The 14,025-nt window shown below is 62.7% G+C and carries 13 protein-coding genes; 4 read left to right on the forward strand and 9 right to left on the reverse strand.

What is annotated here, in order from left to right; genetic code table 11:
- Window positions 1-32 precede the first annotated feature (32 nt).
- Window positions 33-356 carry a hypothetical protein gene (locus ACZ0AJ_RS14940; protein ID WP_183555775.1) on the forward strand — a complete coding sequence of 108 codons (324 nt, stop codon included), beginning with the start codon at window positions 33-35 and terminating at the stop codon, window positions 354-356.
- A gap of 76 nt (window positions 357-432) precedes the next feature.
- Complete coding sequence (locus ACZ0AJ_RS14945; RefSeq protein ID WP_499455274.1) at window positions 433-708, forward strand: hypothetical protein; 276 nt, start codon at window positions 433-435, stop codon at window positions 706-708.
- 37 nt (window positions 709-745) lie between these two features.
- On the opposite strand, the gene flhA is transcribed toward ACZ0AJ_RS14945, so the two are convergent.
- The 3 genes from flhA to ACZ0AJ_RS14960 all read right to left on the reverse strand — a co-directional run bounded on the left by flhA (window position 746) and on the right by ACZ0AJ_RS14960 (window position 5,507).
- The gene (flhA, locus tag ACZ0AJ_RS14950) at window positions 746-2,857 is read right to left on the reverse strand and encodes a flagellar biosynthesis protein FlhA (protein WP_183555776.1); all 2,112 of its coding nucleotides are present in this window, start codon (window positions 2,855-2,857) and stop codon (window positions 746-748) included.
- Window positions 2,854-4,029 carry a flagellar biosynthesis protein FlhB gene (flhB, locus tag ACZ0AJ_RS14955; protein ID WP_183555777.1) on the reverse strand — a complete coding sequence of 392 codons (1,176 nt, stop codon included), beginning with the start codon at window positions 4,027-4,029 and terminating at the stop codon, window positions 2,854-2,856. The genes flhA and flhB overlap by 4 nt, the downstream gene beginning before the upstream one ends.
- 164 nt (window positions 4,030-4,193) lie before the next feature.
- Window positions 4,194-5,507: an MraY family glycosyltransferase gene (locus ACZ0AJ_RS14960; protein ID WP_499455275.1), complete on the reverse strand. Its 1,314-nt coding sequence runs from the start codon at window positions 5,505-5,507 to the stop codon at window positions 4,194-4,196.
- A gap of 317 nt (window positions 5,508-5,824) precedes the next feature.
- On the opposite strand from ACZ0AJ_RS14960, the gene ACZ0AJ_RS14965 reads away from it, so the two are divergent.
- Window positions 5,825-6,985: a hypothetical protein gene (locus ACZ0AJ_RS14965; RefSeq protein WP_499456798.1), complete on the forward strand. Its 1,161-nt coding sequence runs from the start codon at window positions 5,825-5,827 to the stop codon at window positions 6,983-6,985.
- On the opposite strand, the gene ACZ0AJ_RS14970 is transcribed toward ACZ0AJ_RS14965, so the two are convergent.
- The 3 genes from ACZ0AJ_RS14970 to ACZ0AJ_RS14980 all read right to left on the reverse strand — a co-directional run bounded on the left by ACZ0AJ_RS14970 (window position 6,966) and on the right by ACZ0AJ_RS14980 (window position 9,991).
- Window positions 6,966-7,970, reverse strand: a complete 1,005-nt coding sequence (locus ACZ0AJ_RS14970) for a fumarylacetoacetate hydrolase family protein (RefSeq protein ID WP_499455276.1) — start codon at window positions 7,968-7,970, stop codon at window positions 6,966-6,968. The genes ACZ0AJ_RS14965 and ACZ0AJ_RS14970 overlap by 20 nt on opposite strands.
- 55 nt (window positions 7,971-8,025) lie before the next feature.
- Window positions 8,026-9,120, reverse strand: a complete 1,095-nt coding sequence (locus ACZ0AJ_RS14975; RefSeq protein ID WP_258835378.1) for a phospholipase A — start codon at window positions 9,118-9,120, stop codon at window positions 8,026-8,028.
- A gap of 154 nt (window positions 9,121-9,274) precedes the next feature.
- On the reverse strand, window positions 9,275-9,991 hold the full coding sequence (locus ACZ0AJ_RS14980; RefSeq protein ID WP_499455277.1) for a pseudouridine synthase: 717 nt from the start codon (window positions 9,989-9,991) through the stop codon (window positions 9,275-9,277).
- 214 nt (window positions 9,992-10,205) lie between these two features.
- Between ACZ0AJ_RS14980 and ACZ0AJ_RS14985 the strand changes: the two genes are divergently transcribed.
- Window positions 10,206-10,616 (forward strand): hypothetical protein, encoded by a 411-nt coding sequence (locus ACZ0AJ_RS14985; protein WP_499455278.1) that lies wholly within the window; start codon window positions 10,206-10,208, stop codon window positions 10,614-10,616.
- Between the two features lie 439 nt (window positions 10,617-11,055).
- On the opposite strand, the gene ACZ0AJ_RS14990 is transcribed toward ACZ0AJ_RS14985, so the two are convergent.
- From ACZ0AJ_RS14990 to ACZ0AJ_RS15000, 3 genes are all read right to left on the reverse strand, one after another.
- Window positions 11,056-12,057, reverse strand: coding sequence for a S49 family peptidase (locus ACZ0AJ_RS14990; RefSeq protein ID WP_499455279.1), 1,002 nt, complete (start codon window positions 12,055-12,057; stop codon window positions 11,056-11,058).
- Window positions 12,058-12,222: 165 nt separating this feature from the next.
- Window positions 12,223-12,882 (reverse strand): HAD-IA family hydrolase, encoded by a 660-nt coding sequence (locus tag ACZ0AJ_RS14995; protein ID WP_499455280.1) that lies wholly within the window; start codon window positions 12,880-12,882, stop codon window positions 12,223-12,225.
- Window positions 12,883-12,972: 90 nt separating this feature from the next.
- Window positions 12,973-13,953, reverse strand: a complete 981-nt coding sequence (locus tag ACZ0AJ_RS15000) for an RluA family pseudouridine synthase (RefSeq protein WP_258835383.1) — start codon at window positions 13,951-13,953, stop codon at window positions 12,973-12,975.
- Between the last annotated feature and the right edge of the window lie 72 nt (window positions 13,954-14,025).

The raw sequence follows: 14,025 nt of genomic DNA on the forward strand, positions 1-14,025 counted from the left end.
GGCGTGCCAGTTCCACTCATCAGGAGACTCTCATGGCACGCTCGATCCGGCTGATCTACCGAAACATAAAGGGCCGTGTACGCCAGAATTTCGGCTGGGACGGCCTCACCGAACGCTCCGCCGTACTGATTACAGCGGCCGAATGGCGGCCGACGGCCGACCCGTTCGATTCACCACCCGGCCGCCCTCTGCTGGGCGAAGCCAATGTGTATGTCACCAATATCGGGCCGCATGATCCCGAAGGCAACGTCGGTGGTGTCGAGTTTCATCTGCATGTCGACTGGAACAGCCCCTTGCATGTGATGGTGACCATCACCGACCTGGGGCCGATCGAAGAGCAGATCGTGATTGGCTAGACGCCATGGCACGCCGCTGTGGCAGCGTCATCGGTTGTGGCACCTCATTGCACGCTTATGGCCGAGTAACTGTCCAATGAAGAGAGCACTGATACGACTGTCTCTGATCATCTGGGTCCTTGCTGGCACCGTTGTGCTCGCCCGTTTTCTGATTATCCATCACGACCTTTTCCCACCGTTCCCGGAAGCGTGGGCAATATGGCTGATCAACCTGTACGGCTCAAGGGATGGCGAAGAGCTGGCCGATCTTGAAATACTCGTCGCCCTGGGGCTGGCCTTGGGCGCGATTCTGACGGTCACGACGCTTGGCTGGCTGGTCTGGCGTCAAGTCCATCGCCCTGCTCCGGCATGATGAGCACGGGGGCAGCGCCTGCGCTGCCCCATCCCTGTTACATCGGCACACCCACGAGACTCGTCACGCGAATCGTCTTGGTCTCGGGCACTTCGGCGTGCGACAGCACCTTGAGCGCAGGCACGGCGCGGCGCAAAAAGCGCGACAGCAGCACGCGCAGCGGCGCCGGCACCAAGAGCACGGGCGACAGGCCCATCTGCTCTTGCTGGTTGGCGGCGTGCGCAGCCTGCTGGGCGATCGTGTCGGCCAGGCCCGGCTCGATGCCGGTACCGTCGCCGCCGGCGCCCATCGCCTGCATCAACAGGCGCTCGAGGCGATTGTCCAGCGTCATCACCGACAGCTCGTTCTCGCCCGGGAACAATTGCTGGACGATCGCACGGCCCAGCGACACGCGCACCACGGCGGTCAGTTCGGCCGGGTCCTGCGTCATGCCAGCGTGCTCCGACAGCGCTTCGATGATCGAGCGCATGTCGCGGATGTGCACGCCTTCGACCAGCAGGTTCTGCAGCACTTTCTGGAGCGTCGACAGCGAGACGACTTTCGGCACCAGGTCTTCGACCAGTTTCGGGGTCTCTTTGCCCAAGTGGTCGAGCAGTGCCTGCACTTCCATACGGCCCAGCAGTTCCGACGCGTGCAGCGTGATCAGGTGGTTCAGGTGCGTGGCGACGACGGTGCCCGCATCGACCACCGTGTAGCCCATGCTTTGCGCTTCGTCGCGCAGGCTCGCTTCGATCCAGGTCGCCGGCAGGCCGAAGGCCGGGTCGGTGGTGACCACGCCTGGCAGCGTGCCGCTGGCCATGCCCGGGTTGATCGCCAAAAACTGGCCGTTGAGGGCTTCGCCACTGCCCACTTCGACGCCCTTGAGCGTGATGCGGTAGGCCGATGGCTTGAGTTCCAGGTTGTCGCGGATGTGTACTGGCGGCGCCAGAAAGCCCACTTCTTGCGCGAACTTCTTGCGGATACCCTTGATGCGCTTGAGCAGCTCGCCGCCCTGGTTCTTGTCAACCAGCGGAATCAGGCGGTAGCCTACTTCCAGACCCAGCGTGTCGACTGGCATCACGTCCTGCCAGGTCGCTTCTTCGCTTTCGGCCGGGGCCGTACGGGCAGCGGCTGCGGCATCGGCCACGGCGGCGGCTTCCGCCTGCGCCGGCGCTTCTTTCTTGCGCTTCGAGATGAAATAACCACCGGCAGCAAGCGAGCCGGCCAGCAGCAGGAACACGAAGTTCGGCATGCCCGGGATCATGCCCAGGCCGCCGATGATGGCCGCCGTGATGTACAGCGATTCAGGGCGGGCAAACAGTTGCGTGGTCAGCTGCGAGCTGACATCTTCATCGTTGGCCACGCGCGAGACGACCATACCGGCCGCGATCGAGATGATCAGCGATGGAATCTGGGCGACCAGGCCGTCACCGATGGCCAGCAGCGTGTAGATCTTGGTGGCTTCGCCAATGGCCAGGTCGTGCATCACGACGCCGACGATCAGGCCGCCGATAATGTTGATGACGGTAATCATGATACCGGCGACGGCATCGCCCTTCACGTACTTCGAGGCACCGTCCATCGCGCCATAGAATTCGGCTTCTTGCGAGACTTCCTGGCGGCGCTTGCGCGCTTCGTCTTCACCGATCAGGCCGGCGTTCAGGTCGGCATCAATGGCCATCTGCTTGCCCGGCATCGCGTCCAGCGCAAAGCGTGCGCCGACTTCGGCGATACGGCCCGCGCCCTTGGTCACGACCGAGAAGTTGATGATGGTCAGGATGACGAAGACGACGATACCGACGGTGTAGTTACCGCCGATCAGGAAGTGGCCGAATGCCTCGATGACCTTGCCGGCAGCGGCGCCGCCCGTGTGGCCTTCGGTCAGCACGATACGGGTCGAGGCAACGTTCAGCGCCAGGCGCAGCATCGTCGAGACCAGCAGGATGGCCGGGAAAGCCAGAAAGTCGAGCGGCTTGACCGTGTACAGCGCGGTCAGCAGCACGATGATCGACAGCGCGATATTGAAACTGAAAAACACGTCCAGCACGAACGCCGGCAACGGCAAGATCATCATGGCCAACAGCATGATGATCAGGATCGGGGCTGCCGCCTTGCCGCCTTGTGCTCCAAGGCCGCTCATCCAGGCTGGCAGTTTCATGCTGTTGGTCATTCAGTTGCTCCATTATCGGGTGCCGGTCGCTGTTGCGAGGCCGGGTTCAGCGGGTCCATCTCGGCAGGTACTTTCAACCTGGTCGGGCGATCCGGGTAGTCGCCCTCGCCTTTCTTGTAAGCCCGCAGCTGGTACACGTAGGCCAGCACTTCCGCCACCGCCGAGTACAGCTTTTCCGGAATCTCTTCATCGATCTCGGTGTGCTTGAACAGGGCGCGGGCCAGGGCCGGGGCTTCGAGCATGGGCACCTTGTTCTCGGCGCCCATTTCGCGGATCTTGGCCGCGACGTCATCGACGCCCTTGGCCACCACCCGCGGTGCTCCCTTGCCATCCGCGTACTTCAGTGCGACTGCATAATGCGTCGGATTGGTAACGATCACATCAGCAGTAGGGACATTTTGCATCATCCGGCCCCGGGCCATTTCGCGCTGCATCTGCCGAATCTTCCCCTTAATCTGAGGATTGCCGTCCGATTCCTTCGATTCCTGGATCATTTCCTGGCGCGTCATTTTCAGTTTGTCTTTCCAATGCCACAACTGATACGGCCCATCGATGAGGGCAATCACCCCCAGCGCGCCGGTGATGAACAGGAACGAGCGGCCAATCATGTCGCCGACGTGGGCGCTGCTTTCATTGAGCGGCTCGACCGCCAGGCCCAGCATCGCCTCTTTCTGGCCGCTGACGACGATCCAGGCCACCACGCCAATGACGATCGTCTTGATGATGGCCTTGAGCAGCTCGACCAGCGCGTTCTTGGAGAACATATTGCCGATCCCCTTGATCGGGTTGAGCTTGCCGAAGTTGGGCATGAATGCCTTCGCCGAAAACAGCCAGCCGCCGATCAACATCGGCGAGATCAGCGCGATCAGCATGACGGCCCCGGCAATCGGCAGGCAGGCCAGCATGACGCTGACGATATCGTTGAGAATGCGTTCGAGCAGGATATTGGGATTGAAGATTTGCTCGCGGTCGAGCGTGAGGCCGGACTTCAGCGAGGTCGCCAGCCTGCCGACGAGCATGCCGCCAAACGCCCACAGGCAGGCGCCGGCCGTCATCAGGACCGTGAACGTCGCCAGTTCGCGCGATCGGGGAACGTCGCCTTCTTCGCGCGCTTTCTCGATCTTTCTGGGCGATGCGTCTTCGGTCTTTTCTGCGTCGCTATCATCCGACATGGTGCCCCCGCTCGATTGCTCTGGAATATCTCGGCCGCGCCTTGGTACGCGCGAGCGAGATTATCGCTGAAATTGCTGCGGGGACAGATCGAGAACAAACGTGGAAACCGGCCCCAGTTCAGGGGCGGCGTCGTGCGGAGGACTTGCTACAGACTGCGGGGAGATTACATGCGGCGGCGCGCGAGGACCGGCGCTGCCTGCTTGTGGCTGTGATCCGCCAGGCCGCTAGGCTGGTTGGCCGATGGATTGGCAGCGATGCGGGCAGCCACCAGGCCGGACGTGGCGCCCTGGCCATTGCTGCTGGTCGTGATGAGGGGCTTGACGGCGACGGTGGCCACTTTTGGCGCCAGCGGCGCGGCAGCGACCGGCATGACGGCTGGCATAACAACGGGTACGTGACCGTGGCGGCGACGGGCACGCCAGGCCGAAACGACCAGTGCATACACGCTCAAATATAGCGCGAAACTGGCCAGCGCCCCCTGCACCAGCACCGCTGGGTCGCCCGCATAATTGACGGCCAGCGCCGCCGGCACCAGAGCGATGCCCCACGAAACCGGCGAGACGAAGGCATTGCGCAGTGGCGGGGGCAGCATGCGCAGGTAGCGCGCCGTGATTGCCGTCTTGACCAGACTGTGCAGGTGCCAGCTGTCCGGATGCCCCGGATGACGACGGCACCACAGGCGGCGCATGATCGTGAAGACCGTCTCAAAAACCGGGTAGGCGCAGGCCAGCAGCGGCGCCCAGGCCGATACCGACGGATTGCGGTAGACCAGCATCACGGACAACCAGGCCAGCAGGAAACCAAGCAGGTAGGCGCCGCCATCCCCAAGGAACAGCTTGCCCAACGGGAAATTGACGACGAAAAAGCCGGCCGTCACGGCGCAGATCACGAAGCACAGCTGCGCCAAATGAATGTCGCCAGCGCCCATGGCGATCAGGCCCAGCGTGCCCAGGCCGATGACGACCGTGCCGCTGGCCAGGCCATTGAAACCGTCGATGATATTGACGGCATTGGCCACGCCGCCAACGGCAAATGCGGTGAACAACACCGAGAACGGCAGCCAGCCAAGCATGCCGTCGAGCAGTGGCAAGCCCGTGTGCTGCAGCGTGACGCCCGTGAGGAACCAGCACACCACGCCACTGCCGATCGTGGCCAGCAGGCGGGTGCGGACGGAGACAGTGCGGGTCAGGTCTTCGGCCAGGCCAAAGACAAAGGCTGGCAGCGAGGCAATCAGAACCGGCAGCAGCAAATCGCGCTGCGCCTGCGGCAGGACGCCCAGCGCCAGCCAGAGGCCGGTCATGATGGCGGCGCCGCCGATACGCGGGGTTGGGGTGATATGAAATTTCTGCACGCCACGCGTTGCATCAAGCGAGTAGCGGCCGTGCCAGCGTGTGGTGAGCACGAGCAGGAGCGATACGATCAGCGATGTGGCGAAGCCGATTTCGAGGCCGGCTAATGGCAGGTTATAAATACTCATAGAACCACTTTGTTAACTCGTCAATTCTATCGCATTTCGGGTCATTTCTCCCCCAATCGTGTTGCTGCAGAGTTTCTCAAGCAATTTCATGCATCATTAACGGTGCGGTACAAGCCCTTGATTGTGAACGATTTATTTGGTGATTTTAGGTACGTTGCGCTGCAACAATCAATAGTACAGATACTTCTCCTACCATTTCTCCACAAATTGTTACACTTTTCTCTAGTGATATTTAGATAGATTTATTTCTTATTACCCAATTGGGGCGAATCATGACGCGTCGATATTCAACCGCACGAGCGTTCTATTTGATCGTCATGTTATGTCTGGGCTCCCTGTATTCTGCGCATTCAAATGCCCAGAGTTCTGCGTCGGCCGACCTGCTCGAAGCACGGGCCCGGCTGCAGGAAGCCGAAGCCCGGCAGGCAATCGCCGAAGCCGAGCGCGCCGAATTGCTGGCGCGCCTGCCATTGGCGCAAACCAAAGCGCTGGGCGGGAGCGTCGATACACGCGGCTTCGGCGCCGCCGGTCTGGCGCGTGCGTTCGACCTGACCCTCGAACTGGCCGCCGGGGTCTGCCGCCTTCTGCCGCCCGAGCGCATCGTCATCCTGTATGACCCGCTTGTCAGCCAGGGCATCGTGGTGGCGCGCATCGTCGACGCCGCGCTGGTGCGCCAGGCGCAGGAACTGGCCACGCGCAACGCCGCGCTGCAGCGCTACATCGAGGCCAGCACGCCAGCGGCCGCGCGCCGGCGCAGCACCCTGCTGCTGTCCTGGCTGACGGCGCCGACGATGATGCTGCGCGCCGGCGCCGACCTCGCCAGCCTGTTCAAGACCGATACCACGCTGGCCGGCACCGCCTACGGCGACGGCGCCCGCGCCCTGTTTGCCAGTGCCATGGCGCGTAGCTGCCCTGCCCGCCTGGCTGGCCTGAGCGGCGGTTATATGGGCGAACTCGACGTCACGCGCCATGCGGCGCTGCTGGAACGGGTGCGGCTGGTGGGGCTGGAGCGCGCCACGCTCGCGCAGCACATCGATGCACTCGACCTCCTGGCCGCCGCCGCCAAAGGCGAGCGCAAGAAAGAGCTCGCCGCCGTGGCGGCCGCTGCGACGGTGCAGCTCAAGGCGGTCGACAGCTTCATCGACTCGCTGCGCGCGGGCGAGGCCAGCGACAAGAGCCCATTGTTCACAACGGCGCGCTATCTCGGCCAGGCCGAACGCAGCGGCGGCGCACTGGTGCTCGATGTCGACCTGCGGCTCGAAGGCCTTGCCGTGCAGCGCAATCATCTGTTCACGGGCGAGCAACTGGCCTTGTCCGGCGTGGCGTTTCTCTGGTACCGGCTGCATGAACCGGATGGGCGGCTGGTGCGCGCCGATGCGCTGCGCCGGATCAGCCGGCCAGTGCGCGTCGATCTGCGTGGCGTGCCAGATAATGATGGCTTCTGGGACGAACCCGGCGTCAAGTCCCCGCGGCCCTGAGCGTCTGCTCGATCGCCCCGAACAGCGATGTGCCCTTCTCGTCGAGCATCTCGATGCGTACGGTATCGCCAAAGCGCATGAACGGCGTGACCGCGTCGCCGCCAGCGGCCATTTCGATCCAGCGCGCCTCGGCAAGGCTGGCGTAGCCCGGCGTGTGGCGCCTGGTCGCCCGGTTCGACACGACGCCCGAGCCAAGAATTGTCCCGGCCGTCACCGGCCGCGTCATTGCCAGCGCCGACAACAGCTGCGCAAAATTGAACGTCATGTCCTCGCCCGCCTCGAGCGTGCCGACAGGGTTGCCGTTGAAGCGCACGCGCAGCGGCAGCGCGGCCTTACTGGCTGCCCAGGCGTCGCCCAATTCGTCCGGCGTGACGGCCACTGGCGCAAACGCGGTAGCCGGTTTGGCCTGCAGGCCGAAGCCCGCGGCAAATGCATCCGGCGCCAGGTTGCGCAACGTGATGTCATTGGCCAGCAACAACAGGCGGATCTGGCCCAGCGCCGCATCGGGCGTCGCACCCTGGCGCAGGTCGCCGCTGACGATGGCCAGCTCGGCGCCAAAGTCGATGCCCCATTCTTCGCGCGCCAGCACCAGATCCTGTGTGGGGCCGAGCAACCCATCGGCTGCAGCCTGGCGCAGCTGCGGCGCGTCGCGCCATGCGGCCGCCAAGCTGCTGCCAAGTGCGCGTTGTTCCAGGTCGTGATGCTGCAGATAGGTGGTACCGCACACGCGGGCACTCGCGCGCGGCAATGGCGCCATGCAACGGGTGGGGTCGAAGTCGAATGCGCGGCGCGCTTTGGCGTCGCCCTTGCCGTCGTTCAGTTGACGGTAGAGTGCATCGAGTTGCGGGGCAATGAAAACCCAGTCATCGAGTGCGGCGCGCAAACTCGGTGCGATGCCGTCGGCAATGTGGGCAGTGGACAGGTCGCGCGACACCACGGCCAGTTGGCCGTCGCGGGTGCCGTCGTCGAGCGAGGCAAGTTTCATGGGCGGGCTCGTGGGAACAAGCCCGCCATTCTACGGTACGGCAGGTGTGAAACGATCAATACTTGACGATGACACCGACGCCCAGGCTGCGCTGGAAGTAGTTGTAGTCGATCATGCTCTGGCCATAGCCGGCGAACGCATTGACATAGCCCTTGATCGGGCCGACGAGCGGGAAGGCCCAGCCGACCTGCACTGCACCCTTGTCGGTACTGAAGTTACGGCGCACGAGGGCCGAGATTTCGTGGCCACTGCCCATGCGGTAATTGCCGGCCAGTTCGAAGCGACCCATGTAATCGGTGATGTCCGGGTTGTTGTCGTCTTCCAGCGACTCATTGACGCGCTTCCAGAGCTTGGCGGTCATGGTCAGCGGACCACGTTCCAGGCCGACCTGGGCGTAGTAGCGGTTCCAGCTGCGCGACAGGCTCGACGACTGGCCGTTCGACTGGTGCACGAAGCCCAGGTTCAGGAAGCGCACATTGATGCCGGCCAGGGCGAAGTCCAGTGGCATGACAGCCATGATCTCCGGCTGGTAATTGGTTTCGCGGAACGGGCTCGATGCCTTGTGATTGGCTGCTTGCCAGAACGAATTCTGGGTGTAGCCGAACCAGACGTCGATCGGTTGCTCGAACAGGGTTTCGACCAGCTTCATCTTCACGCTGAGCTGGAATTCCAGTTCGGCCTTCGACAAGCCTTCGGCATCCGGATCGGTCGCCAGGAAGTCCGCATACGGCGCTTCGTTCGGGCGGTGGGTGCGGGTCGCGATCAGGTAGTTCGGGTGGTGCGGACGGAACTTGAACGCGCCGCGCTTGTCACGTGGATCGAGTTCCCAATGGCTGCTCAGCGTGTATTCAGCGGCGGCCTGGACGGTTGGATCGACGGTGGCGGTGTGGTCGACGGCGCTGTTCAGCGGTGCGTCGAACGCGCTCTGGGCAGCCACGGCCGGTGCGACGACCGGGGTCGATGCGGTGCTCGCGGCAGCAGCGCTGCCGGTGCTGGCAACGCGGTCGAAGCAGGCGAGGCGCTGGGCGCTGTCGAGGATCGGGGTGCATTCGGCCAGGGTGGCCGGCTGGCTCTGTGCCATGACTGGCAGCGCCAGCAGCAATGGAATCAGGGCGAGGGAATGGGAGAGGCTCGGTCGGTATGCGTACATGGTTATTTTTCTGGAAAATTCATTCGTGCGACAACCGGTGCCCGGACGCCGTCGGAACGGAGTGTCGCGGAAATCGGCTGACTATGTCGCACGAATATTGTGGTTAAGCATGTTCCGTTGTGAAATTTCCACAACAGCATGCGGATGTGGTATGTCAGCCGGGCACGAGCAAATCCAGCTGTGCCTGGTCGAGGAAGCACCACTCGCCTTCTTCGAGTCCCAGCGCGGCCAGCGTCAAGCCGCCGATCTGGGCACGGTGCAGCGCGCTGCAGTGATTCTCGGCAGCGGCCAGCATGCGCTTGACCTGGTGGTATTTGCCCTGCTCCAGCACGATCTCGATAGTGCGTTCGTCCAGTTTGACGCACGACACCGCCTTCAATGGCGCCGGCTCGTCGTGCAGCTGCACGCCAGCGAGCAGCCTGGCGACGAGTTCCTCGGTCACGGGCTCGGCCGTCGTGGCGTGGTACACCTTCGGCACGTGGCGCTTGGGCGAGCTTTGCGCGTGGATGAACGGGCCGTCGTCCGACATCAGGAGCAGACCGGTCGTGTCATGATCGAGTCGGCCGACCGGCTGCACATCGCGCCAGGTGAATTGCTCTGGCAACAGAGTCAGCACGCCAGGATGGTGGCTCGGCTTGCGCGAGCATTCGAAGTTGGCCGGCTTGTACAGCGCGATATAGACATGCTCGCGGTACGCCCACTCCTCATCGAATACGGTCAGCACCAGGCCGTCGGTTTCGAAGGTGGCCTTGAAGTTATCGGCAACCTCGCCATTGATGGTGACGTCGCCATCCTCGATCAGGGCGCGGCAGTACTTGCGGGTGCCGAATCCCTGCGATTGCAGGATGCGGTCTAGGGACAATTTACTCATGGGGCGAGACTTTACCAGAACAGGTCCGGCGCGGACAGACTGACAATTAGAGCAATGTTTTTTAGTCAACATGCATGCCGCGATTCATTTGAGCAGCGTCAAGTCTGCAGAAATTCTTATTGATAGACTTCAACATGTTAGGAATCCGCTTAACGACCATGATGGTTGTTTGCCATACATCAAGGTGCAATTCCGTCAGAGAACAGGACTGAACGTGAACGATGATCTCGATCCTTGCTACGAAAAGCTGTCCCCGCATGAAGTACACTGCGCGCGCCAGCGCCTTGCACGAGCCCATGCGGCGCTTTTTCCCACGTTGATGGCATTGTCGCGCTGGAGCAGCGGCGCCCGCCTGTTGCCGCACGACGAACAGTTCCGGCTGCGCGCTGCGTGGTTTGCCCGCATCGGCGGCGACCATCAGGGCTGGCTCGAACTCGGCGGCTTTGCCCAGCATGACGATTTGCCACCTTTGCGCCAGCCCACCATGTGGCACCCACCGCGCCTCATGTCGCCCGGCGCACCCCAGGCGGATGACAGCGTGACCGACCACTGCAATGACAATGAACTGCATCACCCGTCACGCCGCACCGGCCTCGATGACGATGCCGCCAGTGCTGCAGCCTGACCTGATTCCTGCAACGCCTGTTACGGCAGCGCCAGCCGCACTCCCTGTCCACCAAAAAAACACGGCAGCCTGGTCGGCAGACGTAGGGTGGGCGGCTGCGCCGCCCACGCGTTCAAACCAAGCGTGCTCCATGGTATGCGAAAGTGCGTTGAACGCGTAGGCGGGAAGACCCGCCCACCCTACGTCCACGATCACGCCAGATCGGACCCACAAAAAGAAAACGACGGCCTGGGCCGTCGTTTCCATTCCCGCTGCGCGCATGCACGCGCCCGGGACAGTCTTACCGCGAGGAATAAAAATTCTCTCGAAAACCGCACAGAGGTGCGGTCGCCAGCGTTCACCGTCCGGGATCAATGGGCAAGCAGCTTGACTGATCCACCGCAGCGTCGGCCACCGTTTCACTATAGCCGCATATCCTCTGGTTTCAAGGACAACATGCTCAGCGCAATTTGGGCACGGCGCTATGATACGCCGCCCGCACGGCGCTCTCGCCCACCGACGCCCCAAATTTCTTCAGCACCCGTTCCGGCAAGCCTTCGTGCGCCGTGTAATCGACGATGTCTTCGGCCTTGACGATGTCGCGCGCCACGGTGTCGACCGTGCCAAAGGCATCGGCCAGGCCCATGTCGATGGCGCGTGCACCGGTCCAGTACAGGCCCGAGAACGTCTCGGGCGTTTCTTTCAGGCGCTTGCCGCGCCCGGCGCGCACCACCGAGATGAATTGCTGGTGGATCTCATTGAGCATCTCCTGGGCATGTTCGCGGTGCTTTTCCGATTGCGGGCTGAACGGATCGAGAAACCCCTTGTTTTCGCCGGCCGTCAGCAGACGGCGCTCGACCCCCAGCTTTTCCATCGTGCCCGTAAAGCCGAAACTGTCCATCAGCACGCCGACCGAGCCGACGATCGAGGCCTTGTTGACGTAGATGCGGTCAGCCGCCGAGGCAATGTAGTAGCCGCCCGAGGCGCATATCTCGTCGACGACGACATACAGCGGCTTGTCGGGATAGCCCCGTTTGAGGCGCTGGATTTCGTCGACGATGATGCCGGCCTGGACCGGGCTGCCGCCCGGGCTGTCGATGCGCAGCACGACGGCGGCCGAGCCGGGATCGGAGAACGCCTTGTTCAGCGACGGGATCACGGTGTCGGCAGCGCCGCTGCCTTCGGCTTCGATCTCGCCGTTGATTTCGATCAGCGCCGTGTGGCGGCCGAGGTTTTCGGTGTCGCCGCTGGCGAAGTTGAAGTCGTAGTAGGCCCACAGGGCCAGCAGCGCCACGATCAGGAAGCCGAGCTTGAAGAAGATGCTCCAGCGGCGCGCAGAGCGGCGCTCCTGGACCGTGGCAAATACCAGTTTCTCGAGCGTGTCGCGCTCCCAGTTGCTCATCGTCGGATTCGACGCGAGCCGGCTGTCGCCAGGTTGGTCAATGCTCGTATGGTCACTCATAAAGTCGGAAGGTGGACAACGAAACGCCGTCCCCGCGCGTCACGCGCGGGGCTGTTCGTGCGGCAGTCAGTATATCTTGCCAGCGCCGTCGCGTACGGTTGGGAAGACCACCCGTACGCCGTGGGCCTGCTGTAGGCCCGCGTTCAAGCCTCAGCGGGCCCGACCTCAGGCGTGCTCGAGCAGCCAGTCATGCAGCTCGGGGATGTTCCTGGCAGAGAACAATGGCTGGCAGGCCTGAAGCTGGCTGACCGGATGGGCGCCGAACTCGACCGCGATTCCGGCCGCGCCGGCATTGGTGGCCATCAAGAGGTCGTGCGTCGTGTCGCCGATCATCACCGTGCGCCGCAAATCCTGGCCGAGCTCGCGCGTCAGCTCTTGCAGCATCGCCGGATGCGGCTTGGAGAATGTCTCATCGGCGCAACGTGTGGCATCAAAGATCGACAGCAGTCCGGTCGCATTGAGCGCGCGGTTCAGACCGACCCGGCTCTTGCCCGTGGCCACGGCCAGGAAATAGCCTTCATTCGACAATGCATTGAGCATCTCGGGCACGCCCTTGAACAGCACCAGCTGGTGGTCCTTGGTCAGGAAATGGTGCCGGTAACGCTCGACCATGCGCGGATACAGCGCCGGCTGGATATCGGGCATCACTGCCTGCATCGCTTCGGCCAGGCCGAGGCCGATGACGTGCGCGGCCGACGAGTCGGTTGGCACCGGCAAGCCCAGGTCACGCGCCGCCGCCTGGATGCACTTGACGATGGCGGCGGTACTGTCCATCAAGGTGCCGTCCCAATCGAAGACGATCAGGTCGAATTGTTTTCTAGCCATAATTAGTGGCGGCAAGGCCGCCGGTCCCCTGTTGTTTTTTATTGGTGCGCTGTCGTACTTGCGCGATTGGTTGCTCTGCGCCTGACGGTGTTACACCGGGGCGCCCAGACTGGTCAGGAAGCGCTCGCACTCGGCCGGCATCGGCGCGCGCAAGGTCATGCGCTCGCCCGAATCCGGATGCGTGAACGTGATCTGGTGCGCATGCAGGAACATGCGCTTGAGCGCGCCACGGCTGTCGGTCGCCTTGTGCAATTGCTTGTTGAACGCGAAGTCACCGTACTTTTCGTCGCCCAGGATCGGAAAGCCCGACGAGGCCAGGTGAACCCGGATCTGATGCGTGCGCCCTGTCTTGAGCTCGGCTTCGAGCAAGGCGAAATTGTGCCATTTTTTTAACAAACTGAAAATCGTGTGCGCTTCCTGACCACCGGCCTGGACCAGCACGCGCTTCTCGCCCTCTGCGCTCGTGTATTTATGCAGCGGCAAGCGGATGTGCTGGCGCTTGTTGACCCAGTCGCCTTTCACGGCTGCATAGTAACGCTTGTCGGTCGTGCCTTCGCGCATCTGGTCATGCAGGTGCGTCAGTGCGCTGCGTTTCTTGCCGATCAACAAGAGGCCGGAGGTTTCGCGGTCGAGCCGGTGCACCAGCTCCAGAAACTTCGCTTGCGGACGCGCGGCGCGCAATTGCTCGATCACGCCGTACGACACGCCGGAGCCGCCATGCACGGCCACGCCGCATGGCTTGTCGATCACCAGCAGATGCGCGTCTTCATAAACGACCGCAAATTCCGCGCCCGGCGCGGCGTGTTCGGCCGACTTTTCGGCGATGCGGATGGGTGGAATGCGGACGGTGTCGCCGGCAACCAGGCGGTACAACTGGTCGATGCGGCCCTTGTTGACACGGACTTCGCCGGAGCGAAGGATGCGGTAGATGTGGCTCTTTGGTACGCCTTTACAGACACGCAACAAGTAGTTGTCGATGCGCTGGCCGGCTTCTTCTTCGTCGATTGTCACGAACTGCGCTTGCAGTGCTGCGGGGGATGAAGGGGGGACACTATCGTTCTGCATTGCCATTCGGTCTGTCTTCCCAGAAATTCTCTCTAAGTCCTTCATTTTGAATATATAATCGACAGGCGGCGGTCAAAC

It is taken from the genome of Telluria sp. AC161 (assembly GCF_979258535.1).